This window comes from Cellulosimicrobium sp. 22598 (genome assembly GCF_052044445.1).
GTDB lineage: Bacteria > Actinomycetota > Actinomycetes > Actinomycetales > Cellulomonadaceae > Cellulosimicrobium > Cellulosimicrobium cellulans_G.
The window spans coordinates 100,547-116,077 of the sequence record NZ_JBQEMZ010000004.1; the positions used below are offsets into that span (position 1 = coordinate 100,547).

The following is a 15,531-nucleotide window of genomic DNA, read 5'->3' on the forward strand; positions in this document are numbered from 1 at the left end:
AGCGTACTCAGCCGCGCGCCGCTGTCGAGGGGGAGTTCTCCCCCGGGTGCCCCGCCGCTGAGCGTCGCGGACGCATGAGCGGCGGATCGAGGACGGCGGGCACGCTCGCGGGCGCGAGGTCCGGGTCCGCTGCCGAACCCGGGGTCGCTCCCCACGCGGGGCCGGTCGTGGGGAGGGACCCCGGGTTCGGCGCGGCGCGGTAGAGGGTCGCGGGGCGGCCGGTGCCGCCTGAGGTCGTGCGGCCGGTGTCCTGGAGGAAGCCCGGGGTGGTCGTGGCCTTGCGTGAGAAGTTGCGGGGGTCGAGCCGCACGCCCCAGACCGCCTCGTAGACGCGCCGCAGATCGGCGACCGTGAACTCGGGCGGGCAGAACGCCGTCGCGAGCGCCGAGTACTCGAGCTTGGCGCGGGCCCGCTCGACGCCGTCGGCGAGGATCCGCGCGTGGTCGAACGCGAGCCCGGTGCCCGACGGCGCCCGGTCGCCCGACGCCGTCGACCGGGCCGGGGCCTGCGCGAGCAGGGGCGCGACGGGGTGCCAGGCCGCTCCCCCGGCGTCGGACCCGGCGCGCACGACGCCGAACTCGGGGGCGAGCAGGAGGTAGGCGACGGAGAGGACCGGCCCGCGCGGGTCGCGGTCGAGCGGCCCGTAGGTACGGAGCTGCTCCAGGTGGCCGGGCGGGCGGACGCCGGTCTCCTCCGCGAGCTCGCGCCGGGCCGCCCCGGCAAGCCCCTCCTCCGGCAGCACGAACCCGCCCGGGAGCGCGAGCGCGCCGCGGAACGGCTCGATGCCGCGCTCGACGAGCAGCACGTGCAGGGCGTCGTCGCGGACCGTGAGCGCGACGACGTCGACCGTGACGGGCAGCAGCGCGGCGGTCGGCGGGACGCCGGGGGTCGGGCTGACGGACGGGGTCATGCGGTCATCGTCGCACATTAGCGTCAGGTTGACGAGAACGATCGGAGAGGTCTAGCGTCCTTATCGTCAGAACGACGAGAAAGAGATGGAGACGACCATGGCGACTATCCGCACCTACCCGTGGACCCGGCACTTCCTCGGCAGCCCCACCGGGCACGTCGTGCACCTGCGCCGCGGGCGCGTCGCGCACGAGGGCGTGGGTCAGGCGTTCTGGTTCCGGCCGACGACGTCGGTCCTCTCGGAGGTCCCCGTCGACGACCAGGAGCTGCCCGTCTTCTTCCACGCCGTGACCGCCGACCACCAGGACGTCACCGTCCAGGCCGGGGTCACCTACCGGTTCACCGACCCCGTGACCGTCTCGCAGCGCCTCGACTTCGCCGTCGACCCGGGCAGCGGCGAGACGAGCACGGCGGGCCGGGACCAGGTGACCAGCATCGTCGGCCGGCTCGCGCAGAGCCGCGCCGCCGACGCGCTCGCGGCGATGCCCCTCGCCGACGCCCTCACGGCCGGCGTGCCGCGCGTGCGCGACGTCCTCACCGACGCGCTGACCACCGACCCGCGCCTCACCGCGACCGGGATCGTGGTCATCGGCGTCCAGGTGCTCGCCGTCCGCCCCGAGAAGGACGTCGAGCGCGCGCTCCAGACGCCGGCGCGCGAGCGCGTGCAGGCCGAGGCTGACCGTGCGACGTACGAGCGCCGGGCCCTCGCCGTGGAGCGCGAGCGCGCGATCGCCGAGAACGAGCTCGCGAGCACGATCGAGCTCGCGACCCGCCGCGAGCGCCTCGTCGCCCAGGAGGGCGCGAACGCGCGGCGCGAGGCGGAGGAGAAGGCCGCCGCCGCGCTGGTCGACGCCCGCGCGACCGCCGAGCGCGCTCGGCTCGCGACCGACGCGCAGGCCGAGCAGGTGCGCGTCGTCGGCGCGGCCGAGGCCGCCGCCGAGCAGGCCCGCATGGACGTCTGGGCGAGCGCCGGCCCGGGCACGCTCCTCGCCCTCGCGGTCCGCGAGGCGGCCGGCGCGCTCCCCGACGTCCAGAACCTCACCGTCACGCCCGACCTCCTGACGGGTGTGCTGGGCTCGCTGCTGGGCGGCGCGCTCGGTGGGCCCGACGGCGGACCGGACGGCGGGCGGTCGGGGACGGCCGCGGGCGCCGGGACCACGGGGAAGGCGGCCTGACGGTGCTGCGGCGACGCGCCGTCGTCGTGCACCGGCGCACGGAGCTCGACGACCTGCTGGACCGGCACGGGACCCGTGGTCAGGCGGAGTTCTTCCTCCGCTCGCGCGGTCGGTCGCTCGCCGAGGTCCAGGCGCGGCACGACGCGCTCGCGGCGGCGCGCGACGCCGTCGTGACCGCCCTCCCGGCGGGCTGGGCGCGTGCGGACGTCGAGCGCGCCGACCTGTCGCGGTTCCTCCTCGCGCCGGAGGACGTCGTGGTCGTCGTGGGGCAGGACGGTCTCGTCGCGAACGTCGCGAAGTACCTGCGCGGGCAGCCCGTGCTGGGCGTGGATCCCGAGCCCGGGGTGAACCCCGGGGTGCTCGTGCAGCACTCGGTGGGGGCCGCCTCGGCCCTCCTCCGCGGTCTCGGTGACGACGCCCCCGCGGGCGCGCCCGACCCCACGGCGGTCCTGCCCGTCGACGCGCTCACCATGGTCCGTGCCGACCTCGACGACGGGCAACACCTCACCGCGCTCAACGAGGTGTTCGTCGGGCACCCGAGCCACCAGAGCGCGCGCTACACGCTGCGGTGCGCGGCGGGCGAGGAGCGGCAGTCGTCGTCGGGCGTGCTCGTCGCGACCGGCACCGGCGCGACGGGCTGGTGGGCGTCGCTCGCGCACGACCGGGGCGGCCGCCCTGCGCTGGGTCGCACCGAGCACCGGCTCGGCTGGTTCGTGCGCGAGGCGTGGCCCTCGCCGGCGACGGGCGTCACGCTCACGGAGGGCGTCGTAGAGGACGGCGCGGACGTCGCGCTCACCGTCGCGTCGGACCGGCTCGTCGTGTTCGGCGACGGTGTGGAGGACGACCGGCTCGTCGCCTCCTGGGGCCAGACCGTGACGGTCCGCACCGCCGACTCGCCCCTGCGGCTCGTCCGCCCCTGACCGCCGGGTGCCCGATTTCACCCGGGTGATCCGTCCGGGCGGCGAGGGTCCGTGGGTAGCATCGCTGCGGTCATGGGATCCCCATGACGCACCCCTCCCGCGGGCCTGGCCTGCGGGGACGCCGCCCCCCGAGCCTGCCGAGGTCCCTGCCATGAGCGCGCCCATCGCCTTCACCGACAACGTCCGCGACCTGTCGAACGCGGGCGGCTACCAGTTCGAGTTCCGGTGCGAGCGATGCGGCAACGGGTACCGGTCCGCGTACCAGGCGGACCTCGTCGCCAAGGGCAGCAGTCTCGTCCAGGCGGCGGGCCGGTTCTTCGGCGGCAAGGTGGCCGACCTGTCGTACGCGGCGGGTTCGTGGGCCGCCGACCGGCAGACCAACTCGTCCGCGAAGGACAAGGCGCTCGACGCCGCCGTCGGCGAGGTGCGCGACGCCTTCCGCCAGTGCCACGGCTGCGGCGACTGGATGTGCCACGAGGTCTGCTGGAACGACGCCGTCGGGCAGTGCGTGCGCTGCTCGCCCCAGCAGGCGGAGGAGCTCGCCCAGCTCCAGGCCGAGGCGCGCCGCTACCAGCTCCAGGAGCAGCTCCGGACGACGGACCTGGTCGGCGGCGCGGACCTGCGGACGCCGGTCGTCACGCAGTGCCCGTCGTGCTCGGCCAAGGTCGGAGGCGGCAAGTTCTGCCCCGAGTGCGGCGAGCGCCTCGCGCAGGTCGCCGCGTGCCGCGAGTGCGGCACGCAGAACGCCGCGGGCGCGCGGTTCTGCGCCGAGTGCGGCAGCCCGCAGGCCGTCTGACCGCGGGCCGCCTCCACGCATACCACCCGGACCGCCGGGCGGCGGACTCAGAGGTCCGGAGGCGTCCCGCCCGACCGGCCCCGACGCGCCGCCTGACGAGCCTCCCGCGCCTCGCGGGCCTCACGGTCCCGGCGCGCGCGGAGCACGGCCTCGCGCCGCTCGCCGATCTCGTCGCTCGTCAGGCTCGTCAGGTGGTCCTCCGCACCGCGCGCCGCCGCCCGCTCCGCCTCGACGCGGGCCCGGTGCTCGGCCGACTGCGGGCGCGTGCGCACGACGCGCGGGTCGAGCCGGTACTCGTCGCCGTGCCGCTCGAGTCGGCGCCGCGCCGCCAGGCGTGCGCGCTCGCGGTGGAACCGCCACGTCCAGGCCCGGCGGAGCGCGACGACGGACCAGAGCGCGAACGGGACCGCGGCCACGACGAGCCCGACCCGCCAGCCGGACGGCAGCGCCGTCGACGCCCCGGTGCTCGCGAGCACCCAGGCGATCCCTGCGGGGACCGCGGGCCAGAACTCGCGGAAGTCGAGGTTCCAGCCGCACGCGTAGAAGCGCATGAGGGTGTCCGTGAGCCGCGTGCGCCGCTGCGGCTGGAGCGACATCGCGACCGGACCCGGCACGGGCGGGCCGAGGGTCGTGCCGGGCGCGACGTGGCTCGTGAACGAGAGCCGGTCGCCGCGGTACGCGGGCCGCAGCGCGCGCCCGGCGTACACGAAGGACAACGCCGCGAGCGGCCAGATCGCGCACGACAGGTACCACGCGACCGGCCCCGCGAGCACCACGACGATCGGCGCGACCACGGCGAGCCGGCCCAGCACGGCGCCGGGCGAGGCCACGAGCTCGGCCCACGGCTCCTGGTCCGCGGGTGGCTCGAACAGCCCGTACGCCGCGACCGCGAGGTACAGGCCCAGGACGAACAGCCCGATCGTCGTCCACACGAGCCCGATCGCGAGGTAGCCGACCGGGCGCAGCAGCAGCGCCGCCGTCGCCGGGGGCGTCGCGTCGCGCGCGGACCGCGGGTCGGGCGTCGGGCCGCTCACCGGACCGGTCACCGTGTCGTCACCGTGTCGTCACCGGCGCTCACCGCCCCGCGAGCCCGAGCACGTCGAGCACCCACGCGTCCTCGTACGCGACCTCGCGCCACCCCTCGTACCGGCCCGAGACGCCGCCGTGCCCGGCGTGCATCTCGATCTTCAGCAGCGCGGGCGCACCGGCGGCGCGCAGGCGCGCGACCCACTTGGCCGGTTCGACGTAGAGCACGCGCGTGTCGTGGAACGACGTCACGGCGAGGATCCGCGGGTAGTGGGCCGCGTCGTCGGGCACGTTCTCGTACGGCGTGTAGGTGCGCATGTACCGGTAGACCTCGGGGTCGTGCAGGGGGTCGCCCCACTCGTCCCACTCGACGACGGTCAGCGGCAGGGACGGGTCGAGGATCGACGTGAGCGCGTCGACGAACGGGACCTGCGCGAGCACGCCCGCGAACAGCTCGGGCGCGAGGTTGGTCACCGCGCCCATGAGCAGCCCGCCCGCGGAGCCGCCCTGCGCCACGAGGCGCTCGGGGCTCGTCCAGCCCGCGTCGACCAGGTGGCGCGCGACCGCGACGAAGTCGGTGAACGTGTTCCGCTTGGCGAGCGTCTTGCCGTCGTCGTACCAGCGGCGCCCCATCTCGCCGCCGCCGCGCACGTGCGCGACGGCGAACACGACCCCGCGGTCCAGCAACGACAGTCGTGCGATCGAGAACCCCGGGTCGATGCTGATCTCGTACGAGCCGTACCCGTAGAGCAGGAGCGGCGCGGGCTCCGCGCCCGTGCCGGTCGCGTCGAGCCCGACGGCGTCGCGCCGCCACACGAGCGAGACCGGCACCTGCGTCCCGTCCTCGGCCGTGGCCCACTCGCGGCGTTGCACGTAGTCCGCGGCGTCGTACCCGCCGAGCACGGGCTGCTGCTTGAGCAGCGTGAGCTCGTCGGTCTCGACGCGCAGGTCGTACACGGTCGACGGCGTGACGAAGCTCGCGTAGGACAGGCGCACGTTCGGCTGGTCCCACTCGGGGTTTCCTGCGAGCGCGGCGGTGTACAGCGGCTCGTCGAACGCGACCTCGCGCACGTGCCAGTGGTCGCCCGAGGGTGCCGGGGTGTCGCCCGTGCGGATCGGGGTCGGCAGGCCCGCCGGGCGCGGCGGCTCGGCCGACGCGAGGTCGATCACCCCGACCCGCGAGAGCGCGTCGCGCCGGTAGGAGACGACGAGGTGCGAGGCGAAGGCGTCGACCCCCTCCAGCCGGGTCTCGGGGTCGTGCGGCACGACGACGGTCGCCTCGCTCGGCCCTCCCGGGGACGTGCCGCCGTCGGGCACGCCGGTCACGACGAGCTCGAAGTTCTCCGCGCCGTCGTTGTGCAGCACGAGCAGCACGTCCCGCCGCTCTCCCGCCGAACCCGACGTCGCTGTCGTTCTCGCGGCCTCTCCGCCACCTTCCTCGTGCTCGACGGCGGGGAACCACGTGCTCGGCAAGACCGCGTGCTCGACCGTGTACTCGACGCCCTCGCGGCGCGGCCACACGACGCGCGGCTCGGCGGTCGGGTCGGCGGCGTCGATCAGCCAGGTCTCCGACGTGATCTTCGAGCCGACGTCGATCTGCACGAACCGCTGCGAGCGCGAGACGCCCACGCCGACCCAGTAGCGCTCGTCGGGCTCCTCGAAGACGACGACGTCCTGCGTCGCCGGGGTGCCCACCTCGTGGCGCCACACGCGCCAGGGCCGCCACGCGTCGTCGACCGTCGGGTAGAACACGAACCGCCCGTCCGGGGAGAAGACGGCGCCCGGGAACGTGCCGGGGACCTCGTCCACGAGGTCCGTGCCCGTGTCGAGGTCGCGGATGCGCAGCGTGTACCGCTCGTCGCCGACGACGTCGACCGCGTACGCGAGTCGCGTGCCGTCGACCGACACGTCGAACGACCCGAGCGAGAAGAAGTCGTGCCCCTCGGCCTCGACGTTGTCGTCGAGCAGCACCTGCTCGCCCGGCACGGGCACGCCCGGCTCCAGCACGGGCGGCACCCAGGACGACGGCGCGTCGCTGCCGAGGCTCGCGTCGATCGGCGCGCGCGCCCGGATCGGGTACTGCGAGCCCTCCACCGTGCGCGCGTAGTACCAGTGCGCGCCCTGCCGCACGGGCACGGACAGGTCCGTCTCGAGCGTGCGCGCCTTGATCTCCTCGAAGATCCGCTCGCGCAGCGGCTCGAGGTGCGCGAGCCGCGCCTCGGTGTACGCGTTCTCGGCCTCCAGGTGGGCGACGACCTCGGGCGACTCCTTGTCCCGCAGCCACTCGTAGTCGTCCTCCACGGTCTCCCCGTGGTGCGTGCGCGGCGCCGGGCGGCGGGGCGCGACGGGCGCTGCCGGCTCCTCCCGCTCCGCGGGGGTCGGCGGCGTGGCGGTCTGCGTGAGGTCGTCAGGCATCTGGCCAGGGTAGTGCCGCCCGACGGCGCCCGGCCGCCGTGGCGCGTCCCGCACCGGTCGTTACGCTCGACGCGTGACGCAGGAGCAGGGGGCCCGCCCGACGTCGGAGACGCTCACGAGCGGCGAGATGGTGCGCGCGTCGGGGCTGTCCATCAAGGCGCTGCGGCTCTACGACGCGAACGGGCTCCTCGTCCCCGCGCGCGTCGACCCCCGTACGGGGTACCGCGCCTACGCGCCCGAGCAGGTCGAGCGGGGGCGCGCCCTGGCGCTGCTGCGCCGGCTCGACGTGCCGCTCGCGCGCGTCCCCGAGGTGCTCGACGCCGACCCGCGCGACGTGCGCGACGTCCTCCTCGGGTGGTGGGACGAGCAGCAGCGGGCGCTCGCGGAGCAGCGCGCGACCGCCGAGGAGCTCGCCCGCCGGCTCGCCGCGCGACGCGGTGAGGCCGAGGTCCGGTGGCGCGACGTCCCGGCGTGCACGGTCGCCACGATCACGTCGTCCACGACCCAGGCCGACCTCGTCCCGACCTTCAGCGCCGACCTGCTGACGATCCGGGCGCACCTCGCCGCCGCGGGCGCCGAGGCGGGCGCCGCGCACTGGGTGATCTACCACTCGCCCGTCGGCCGCGACGTCCCCGGTCGCGTCGAGGCGTGCGTCCCGTACCGGGGGCCGGTCGTCCCCGTCGGGCCGGTCGTGCTCCGCGAGGACCCGGCCCGCACGGAGGCGTACGTCGAGGTCCCCTCGCGCGACTGCCGGTTCCCGCAGATCGTCGGGTACCTCGACGCGCTGCGCGTCGCGACCGGGCAGGCGCACGCCCCGTCCCGCGAGGTCTACGCCGTCCCGTGGTCCGACGAGCCGGACGCCGTCGTCGCGGAGGTCGCGCTCGCCGTCGGGCCCGGCCCCGCGCGCTGACCCGTCAGTCCTCGACGAGCTCCAGGTCTCCGGGGAGCCAGGTGCGGTCGAACCACGGCTCGAGCGGCCCGTACAGGCGCAGCATGGGGAACCACGACCTGCCCGGGACCGTCTCGACCCAGTTGCTCTCGCGCCCCGCGGGCGGCTCGGGCCCGAACCACAGCACGGTGCTCCCGTCGGGCTCCGTCGCGACCGTGCCGCTGAGGCTCATGACGCTGGGGTACGGGTTCGCGGTCTGGAGGAGCGACCGGGTCTGCGTGTCGTAGAGGTCCACGGACCAGAAGTTCTTCGCGGGCGGGTTCGGCGGCAGCACGAGCCGGTACGTGCGCGCCCCGTCGAGGATCCGGCCCTGCGCGTCGTGGGCGGTGTACGCGTAGGCGGACCCGGCCCCGACCTGGGCGTGCGCCATGGCGGGGGTGATGACCGTCGCGAAGAAGTGGAACTGCGTGCGCGCGTCCAGCAGGCGCGCACCGTCGGCGAGGAACTCGTAGGAGCCACCGAGGAACGCCTGGAGCCAGCTCGACCCGGGCGCGACGCGCGCCTCCGGGTCACGGGGCGAGTACACGAGCGCACGGCTGATCGCCGCGCCGGCCCGCGCGGCGGTGTCGAGCGTCGCGCGCAGCTCCGGGCTCGGGGCGAACGGGCGGCCGGGCACGATGCCCACGGCGCGCAGCAGGCCCGCGCGCTCCGGGTCGAGCGCGCTCGTCGGCTCCTCCGCGACGATCTCGGCGACCTCGTCGAAGAACGAGGCGTCGTTGGCGTGCACCGTGTTGACGCGCGAACCGGCGATGTTGACGAACTCGGTCGGCGCAGGGTCCGCAGCGTCGGCGAGCGGGTAGATCCGCGTCTCCTTCATGGCCGGCACGCCGCCCAGCGCGCGCAGCACGACCCAGTTGGTGAACGTGGGCGTCCGGTAGACGAAGTAGCCGTCCGGCACGTCGCCGTCGTAGCCGGGCGGGAGGAAGAGATAGCGGCCGCCCTCGCCGCGGTCCGGACCCGCGATGCCCATGTCGGCCACGTAGCGGAACCAGAAGTCGTCGACGACGCACAGCGACTGCTTCGGCGGCTCGATGACGAGCGGTCCCGTCTCGCGCAGGTCGACGAAGAGCGACCCGTACGTCGTCTCCGTGTTCGGCGTGAGGAAGATGCCGCCCGAGTCCGCCCGCGGGTCGGTGTAGCCGACCTGGTTCGACCGCAGGAGCCCGAGGCTGCGGAACCCGCGCCGCATCGCCACGAGCGAGGCGCCGGGCACGGTGCTGAGGAACGCCTCGACCCCGCGCAGGAAGTCCAGCGACCCGTAGAGCCGCTCGACGGACTCCGGGGTCGGCACCCCGTCGACCAGCTCGAACCGCCCCAGCGGGGTGTCCACCGGCGACGGCGTGCTCACGGCGGCGACCGCCGCGGCCAGGGCGTCGGCCCCGGTGCTCGTCGCCGTACTGGTCTCGGTGCTGGTCTCGGTGCTCGCGTCGGGCATGGCTCAGGCCCCCTCGTCGGTCGATGCACGGCACGCACGCTCGACTCCGAGCTTGCTGCGCCGACCGTAGGCCCGGGGCCACCGCGCCGCCACCGGGAACACGGCTTGACCCTGCCCCTGGGGCGGACCCGAGGCTCGCGGCATGGACGTCTCGCGCTACGCCACCCACAGCCCCTGCTCCGACCCGCGCCACCACGCGCCGCTCCTCGCGGCCGTGGCGCCCGACCCGGCGAGCCTGCACGCGGCCGTGACGAACGCCGTCGTGCACTACCGCGCCGGGGCGACCGCCGCCACGCCGGACCAGCTCGACGACGTCGACCGGCGCTGGACGGCGTCGATCCTCGACGCGGTCGTGGAACGTTCGCCCGGCCCCCTCGACGCGCCGCGCTCCTCCGAGCGTCAGGTCGGGGGATGCTGCCGCGACCACTCCCTCCTCGCCGTCGCCGTCCTCCGCGAGCACGGCGTCCCGGCCCGGACGCGCCTCGGGTTCGCGGACTACCTCGGCACGGACGGGTTCCACCACGACCACGTCGTCGTGGAACGGCACGACGGCGCGCGCTGGGTGCGCTCCGACCCGGAGCTCGGGCCCGACGACGTCGCGTTCGACCCGTTCGACCTGCCGACCGGCGAGGGGTCGCCCTTCGAGACCGCCGCGGAGGTCTGGACGGCGTACCGCGCCGGACACCGCGACCTCGCCGACCACGGCGCCGGTCCCGACCTGCCCTGGCTGACCGGGCCCGGGTTCGTCCAGCGGTACGTGCTCGCCGACCTCGCGCACCGGCAGCGGCACGAGCTCCTGCTGTGGGACGTGTGGGGGGCGGCCGCCCTGCCCGGCGCCGCCCCGGACGAGCGCGCCGTGGCGCTCACGGACCGGGTCGCCGACCTCACGCTCCAGGCCGACGCGGGCGACCGGACCGCCGAGGCGGCGCTCACCGTGCTCTGGGCGACGGACGACCGCCTGCGGCCCGGTCGCTACGTGACGACCTGGTCGCCCACCGGCCGGCTCGGCTGGACCGACCTGGTCGCGCGCCGGACCGGCTGGGCCGCCGTCCCGCGCGACGCTGCTCTCGTCGGGTGAGCCCCGCGGGTGAGCCCGGTAGGCGGGTCCCACCTGCCGCGCCGGGTGCGGCTCAGCCCAGCAGCGCGACCGTCCGGCCGTCCCAGCGCAGGAGCCGACCCTGGGCCGGCACGAACGACGCCCACTCGCCCTCGAGGTCCTGCTCCCAGACGACCGAGCCCGACGACAGCTCGAGCGCGACCACGCGCGGGTGGGTGCCGGTGGACGGGTCGACGAGCACCAGGATCGCGCACCGCCCGTCCGTGAAGGCCTGCGTCACCATCGCCGACCGGCCCTCGTCGCCCCCGAGGTCGTCGAGGAACCGCGACCAGGTCTGCTCGCCCGAGAGCGCGTCGAGCGCCAGGACGGTGCTCGCCGTGCCGACGACGGCCGTGCCCTCCGCGAGCACGTAGACGGCCTCCGGGACGCGCGCGCCGTCGTACGTCCACAGGCGCGCGCCCTCGTCGTCGTACGCGCGCAGGTCGATCCCGTCGCGCACGAGGAGCACGCCGGGCGCCGGGTCGTCGGTCGCCTGCGGGTCGAGCACCTCGCCCGGGGCGTCGAGGACGGGCACCCCGGCCCCGTCCAGCACCCGGTCGGGTCGCAACGCCCCGGTCGTGCCCTGCCGGTCGGCGTCCACGAGGAACCGCCCGCCCGCGAGCGGGACGGCGCCGTCGGTCGGCAGGTCCGGGTCGTCCAGGCGCTCGCCGTCGGGGAGGAACGACGCCGCGACGCCGCAGCCGCCGACGTCGACCAGGGTCTCCGTCGCGACGAGCGTGAGCCGGTCCGGGTCGATCTCCTCGCCGCCCGTCTCCGGGTCCCACGTGGTGCACGACCACGGCACGTCCTGGAACGGGAGCTCGCTCCGCCAGCGCACGTCGCCGGTCAGGGCGTCCTCGACCGTCACGACGACGTCGCGCCCCGCGACGCCGTCGACCGACTCCCCGGCGCCCGGGTCGACCGCGACGGGCGGCCCGCTCGGCTCGCCCGGCTCCCCGACGCGCTCGGCCCGGACCAGCCCGCCGTCGGGCCCCGGCACGAGCACCGCGCCGTCCACCTCGACGTCGCGCTCCCCCACGACCTGACCCGCCGCGCCGAGCACCGTCACGTGCGCCGGCGGGACGTCCGCGCCCGGCTCGGGCTGCGACCGCGTCCCGGGGTCGTACCAGAACGGCCCGACCCCGGATCCCGCGACGCACACCACCTCGCGCGACGCCACGCCGGGCAGCTCCCACGGGCTCCAGGACCCGCACACGGCCTCGTCGCCGCCGAGCGGGGCCCGCCACGCCTCGGCGCCGCTGTCCAGGTCCAGCGCGACGGCCTCGTCGCCCTCCACCGTCACGAGCAGACCCGGCAGGAACCCGACGCCGCGGTCCGTCGCGGCCGACGCCGTCCACCTCTCGGTCGGGGCGGCGTCGAGGGGCCGCACCGCCCCGCGCGCGACCTCGAGCCGCTCCTGCGCGTCACGGCTCGTCACCGTGTCGACGACGAGCATCCCGCCCACGAGCACCACCACGACACCGGTTACCACGGCGGCGGCGACCCAGCGCGCTCGCCGGCGGTCCCCGCGCGGCTCGCGCGGATGAGGGGGCGGCCCCTCGACGTCCACCCCGTCCGGGCCGTCGCCGGCGGCCACCGTCGCGTCGTGCGCCCCGAGGCCGGGAGGGGTGTCGCGAGGGAGCGCACCGAGCAGCACGGGGTGCGGCGCGTCGAGGAGGTCGGGGTCGACGTCGATCCCGGCCGACTCGACGAGCTCGAACGTGCGGCGGTCGTCACCGCCGTCTCGTCGTCGGAGCGGCACCAGCCCAGCGTAGGACGGGCGTCAACCGAGCCGCGTGATCTCCGTCTCGCTCATCCGCAGGAGCCGACCCTGGAGCGGCGCGACCCAGGAGCCCCCGTCGTGACCGGTGGTCTGCGCCGTCCACGCGACGCCACCGTCGGCGAGGTCGAGCGCGATCAGGGACGTCGTCCCCGCCTCCCAGTCGGAGACGGCGAGGATCGCCCGGGACCCGTCCGTGTAGGCCACCTCGGCCGACCAGCCCGCCCCGATCTCCAGCCCCGCGATCAGCTCCTCGCGGTCGAGCGACCAGCGTTCGCCGCCCGTCGTGAGGTCGACGCCCGCCAGGGCGCCGTCCCCGTACCCGTGGGCGACGACGAGCGTCCCACCCGCGGCGACGAGCACCGCGTCCGGGGTGCTCTGCTCGGACGTGCGCCAGAGCTCGGTGCCCTCGGCGTCGAACGCGACGAGGTCCAGACCGTCCCGCACGAAGGTCGGCACCGGGCGCCCGTCGGTCGACGGCGGCGAGAGGACGCTGCCCGGCGGCTCCCAGCGCACCGACCCGTCCGCCCCGAGAATCGCGGGCGCGGACGTCGGCTCGGTCCCGCTCGACGGGCCCCAGCCGTAGTCGTTGCCGGTCGGGTCGCGGGAGTAGGTGCCGTCGACGAGCGCGACGACCCCGTCGACGGGGTTGTCGGGCTCGTCCAGACGCGTGCCGTCGTGCGTGAACCACGACGTGACGCCGCAGCCCTCGACGCGCACCAGGCGCGTCTCGACCGCCGTCCACAGGTTCTCCAGGTCGGCGCGGACCGTCTCGTCGCCGTCGGCCTCGCTCCACACCGTGCACTGCCCGGACCCTGCGACGAAGGGGAGCTCCGCCTCCCAGCGCAGGTCCCCCGTGAGCGCGTCCTCGACCTGGACGACGGCGGGGCGTCCCTCCGGGATCTCGTTCGGCATCCCCGTCAGGTCGTCCACCTCGACCACGGCGCCCTCGCCGGCCGGGACCTCGCCCACGCGCTCGGCACGGACGATCGACCCGTCCGGCCCCGGGGTCAGGAGCGCGCCGTCCGTGCTCGCGTCACGTTGACCCAGCACCTCGCCGTCGTCGTCGACCACCGTGATCGTCCAGGTCGTCGCGACGACGCGGCCGGTCATGGGATCGACCTCCCGCGGCCCGTCGCGGACGATCCCTCCCGAGGGCTCGGGGACGGGCGCTACGCACACGAGCGTGTCGTCCGGCTCCCCGGACGGCGAGAGCCAGTAGAGCCAGCTGCCGCACGTCGCGTCCTTCCCGACGTCGACCCGCCAGCGCTCCTCGCCGCTGTCGAGCGAGACCGCGACCGCCTCCCCGTCCTCCACCGTCACCATGCTGTCGGGCAGCAGCGCGAGACCACCCGTGAGCCCCACGTCGGCGGTCCACTGCTCCCGGGGGGCGTCGGGCAGCGGCTCGACGCCGCCCGGTGCGGCGCGCAGGCGGTCGAGACCGGCCCGGCCGTGCCACGCGTCGACCGCGAGCATCCCGCCGAGCACGAGCGCGACCCCGGCGGCGACCGCCCCGACCATGGCGGGGCGCCGCCCGCGGCGGGGCGCCCTCGGACCGTCCGGGCCGTCCCCCGCGGGACGGGGCTCCTCCCCGTCGGGCGCGTCCTCGGCGTCCTGGTCGCGGGCGTCGGGTCCGAGGGCGGCTGCGTCGAGGTCGACCGGCCGCGCGACGCCCGACCGCACGGCGCCCGGCCAGGTCGCACCCGCGGCGCCACCCCGCGGCGCCTGTCCGGGGCCCGTCGCGGAACCCCATGCCGGCGCGTCGTCCTCGAGGTCCGCGTCCGCGTCCGCCGACTCGACCAGCTCGAAGGTCAGTCGGTCCCGGGCGTCACGGCGTCGGAGCGGCACACCGTCCAGCCTAGGGGACCTCGCGGTCGCTCCATCCTCGGGACTCGCACCACGCCCGCGCCGCTCCGGTGACGCCCGACGACCGGCGCGTGACGCCGTCGTGAACTCTCGACGAACACTCGTGCTCGTCCCGGCCGCGACCGTCGCGGCGCCGCCACACTGCCCCTGTGCACGACGAACTCACCGAGCTGGCTCAGCACACCGCGATGCGCCCGCCGGCGCGCGCGAGCGGCGCCGTCGCGGACCTCGCGCGGCCGGTCCTGTCGGTCGGCTCCTCCATGCCGGTCGGGCAGCTCGAGGTCGTGTTCCGCGACCCCGACGTCGCGTGCGTCGTCGTGCACGACGACGCGGTCCCCCCGCCCGGTGCTCCGGCCCCGCGCACGGGGGTCGTGGTGCGCGCGAGCCTCGTCGCCGCGCTCACCGGCCGGCTCGGCTACGGCCGCGCGGTCCTGGAGCGTCGGCCGGTCGCGAGCGTCACGGACTGGGCGCCGCTCGTCGTCGCGCCGACGGCGGCCGTCACGGAGGTCGCGACGCTCGCCATGTCCCGGCCGGACGACCACCGGTACGACGACGTCCTCGTCCGCGGCGGCCACTGGGCGAGCGTCGGCGCGGCCGAGCTCGTCCGCTCGCTCGTCGGCACGCTCGCGGAGCGGTCCACGCACGACCCGCTCACGGGACTGCTCTCGCGCCGCAGCACGTGGCACTCGCTCACCCGTCGCTGCCGGCTGGTCGCGCACGGCGGCACGCGCGTCGTGCTGCTCCTGCTCGACGTCCGCGACATGGCCGGGATCAACGCCGTCAACGGGCAGGACGCCGGGGACGCCGTCCTCGCGGGGGTCGGGCGGAGCCTGCGGTCGTGGCTCCCCGGGGGCTGCGAGGCGGGCCGCGTCGACGGCGACCGGTTCGCCGTGCTCGCGACGCTGCCCGCGATGGGCGACGTCGAGGCCGCCGCGAGCGCCGAGGCCCTGCGCCACGAGGTGCTCGCCCGGCTCGGCGCACCGGACGGCCCGGCCCGCCCGACGTTCCGCACCTCGCTCACGTGGTCCGTCGCCGGAGCGGCGGACGCCGACGAGCTCGTGCGCGAGGGCGAGGCCCGCCTCGCGACCACCCCCACCCCGCCGAACACGACATGGGTGCCGTTATCCGTCGGATAACGGCACCCATGTCGTGTTCGACAGCGCG

At 76.1% G+C, this 15,531-nt stretch carries 12 protein-coding genes; 6 read left to right on the top strand and 6 right to left on the bottom strand.

From position 1 onward, the window contains the following. Nucleotides 1-7 precede the first annotated feature (7 nt). Nucleotides 8-910 carry an NUDIX hydrolase gene (locus ACTJIY_RS05955; RefSeq protein ID WP_440673517.1) on the bottom strand — a complete coding sequence of 301 codons (903 nt, stop codon included), beginning with the start codon at nucleotides 908-910 and terminating at the stop codon, nucleotides 8-10. Nucleotides 911-1,007: 97 nt separating this feature from the next. On the opposite strand from ACTJIY_RS05955, the gene ACTJIY_RS05960 reads away from it, so the two are divergent. From ACTJIY_RS05960 to ACTJIY_RS05970, 3 genes are all read left to right on the top strand, one after another. Next, the gene (locus ACTJIY_RS05960) at nucleotides 1,008-2,084 is read left to right on the top strand and encodes an SPFH domain-containing protein (protein ID WP_253054557.1); all 1,077 of its coding nucleotides are present in this window, start codon (nucleotides 1,008-1,010) and stop codon (nucleotides 2,082-2,084) included. Between the two features lie 2 nt (nucleotides 2,085-2,086). Further along, on the top strand, nucleotides 2,087-3,004 hold the full coding sequence (locus ACTJIY_RS05965) for a hypothetical protein (protein WP_440673516.1): 918 nt from the start codon (nucleotides 2,087-2,089) through the stop codon (nucleotides 3,002-3,004). A gap of 151 nt (nucleotides 3,005-3,155) precedes the next feature. Further along, nucleotides 3,156-3,800, top strand: coding sequence for a zinc ribbon domain-containing protein (locus ACTJIY_RS05970; RefSeq protein ID WP_253054561.1), 645 nt, complete (start codon nucleotides 3,156-3,158; stop codon nucleotides 3,798-3,800). A gap of 47 nt (nucleotides 3,801-3,847) precedes the next feature. On the opposite strand, the gene ACTJIY_RS05975 is transcribed toward ACTJIY_RS05970, so the two are convergent. Together ACTJIY_RS05975 and ACTJIY_RS05980 are read right to left on the bottom strand one after the other, a co-directional pair. After that, entirely contained in the window at nucleotides 3,848-4,834 is a 987-nt protein-coding gene (locus ACTJIY_RS05975) for a hypothetical protein (protein ID WP_440673515.1), read from the bottom strand. Nucleotides 4,835-4,874: 40 nt separating this feature from the next. Further along, nucleotides 4,875-7,241, bottom strand: coding sequence for a S9 family peptidase (locus tag ACTJIY_RS05980; RefSeq protein WP_440673514.1), 2,367 nt, complete (start codon nucleotides 7,239-7,241; stop codon nucleotides 4,875-4,877). Between the two features lie 73 nt (nucleotides 7,242-7,314). Here ACTJIY_RS05980 and ACTJIY_RS05985 point away from each other — a divergent pair, with 73 nt between their 5' ends. Continuing rightward, a complete protein-coding gene (locus tag ACTJIY_RS05985) occupies nucleotides 7,315-8,151 on the top strand; it encodes a MerR family transcriptional regulator (protein ID WP_253054567.1) in 837 nt (278 codons plus the stop codon). 4 nt (nucleotides 8,152-8,155) lie between these two features. Here ACTJIY_RS05985 and ACTJIY_RS05990 read toward each other — a convergent pair whose 3' ends face one another. Beyond that, nucleotides 8,156-9,625, bottom strand: coding sequence for a DUF1254 domain-containing protein (locus tag ACTJIY_RS05990; RefSeq protein WP_440673513.1), 1,470 nt, complete (start codon nucleotides 9,623-9,625; stop codon nucleotides 8,156-8,158). A gap of 142 nt (nucleotides 9,626-9,767) precedes the next feature. Between ACTJIY_RS05990 and ACTJIY_RS05995 the strand changes: the two genes are divergently transcribed. Next, complete coding sequence (locus ACTJIY_RS05995; RefSeq protein ID WP_440673512.1) at nucleotides 9,768-10,703, top strand: transglutaminase-like domain-containing protein; 936 nt, start codon at nucleotides 9,768-9,770, stop codon at nucleotides 10,701-10,703. A 52-nt stretch (nucleotides 10,704-10,755) separates the two neighbouring features. On the opposite strand, the gene ACTJIY_RS06000 is transcribed toward ACTJIY_RS05995, so the two are convergent. Beyond that, nucleotides 10,756-12,483 (bottom strand): outer membrane protein assembly factor BamB family protein, encoded by a 1,728-nt coding sequence (locus ACTJIY_RS06000; protein ID WP_440673511.1) that lies wholly within the window; start codon nucleotides 12,481-12,483, stop codon nucleotides 10,756-10,758. A gap of 21 nt (nucleotides 12,484-12,504) precedes the next feature. Beyond that, entirely contained in the window at nucleotides 12,505-14,349 is a 1,845-nt protein-coding gene (locus ACTJIY_RS06005) for an outer membrane protein assembly factor BamB family protein (RefSeq protein ID WP_440673510.1), read from the bottom strand. Between the two features lie 167 nt (nucleotides 14,350-14,516). Between ACTJIY_RS06005 and ACTJIY_RS06010 the strand changes: the two genes are divergently transcribed. After that, nucleotides 14,517-15,503 (top strand): GGDEF domain-containing protein, encoded by a 987-nt coding sequence (locus ACTJIY_RS06010; protein ID WP_440673509.1) that lies wholly within the window; start codon nucleotides 14,517-14,519, stop codon nucleotides 15,501-15,503. Nucleotides 15,504-15,531 lie beyond the last annotated feature (28 nt).

Excerpts from the sequence above, each read along its gene's own strand:
- ACTJIY_RS05955 (WP_440673517.1), bottom strand. The coding sequence starts at position 910 with ATGACCCCGTCCGTCAGCCCGACCCCCGGCGTCCCGCCGACCGCCGCG.
- ACTJIY_RS05980 (WP_440673514.1), bottom strand. The coding sequence starts at position 7,241 with ATGCCTGACGACCTCACGCAGACCGCCACGCCGCCGACCCCCGCGGAG.
- ACTJIY_RS05960 (WP_253054557.1), top strand. The coding sequence starts at position 1,008 with ATGGCGACTATCCGCACCTACCCGTGGACCCGGCACTTCCTCGGCAGC.
- ACTJIY_RS05970 (WP_253054561.1), top strand. The coding sequence starts at position 3,156 with ATGAGCGCGCCCATCGCCTTCACCGACAACGTCCGCGACCTGTCGAAC.
- ACTJIY_RS05995 (WP_440673512.1), top strand. The coding sequence starts at position 9,768 with ATGGACGTCTCGCGCTACGCCACCCACAGCCCCTGCTCCGACCCGCGC.
- ACTJIY_RS05990 (WP_440673513.1), bottom strand. The coding sequence starts at position 9,625 with ATGCCCGACGCGAGCACCGAGACCAGCACCGAGACCAGTACGGCGACG.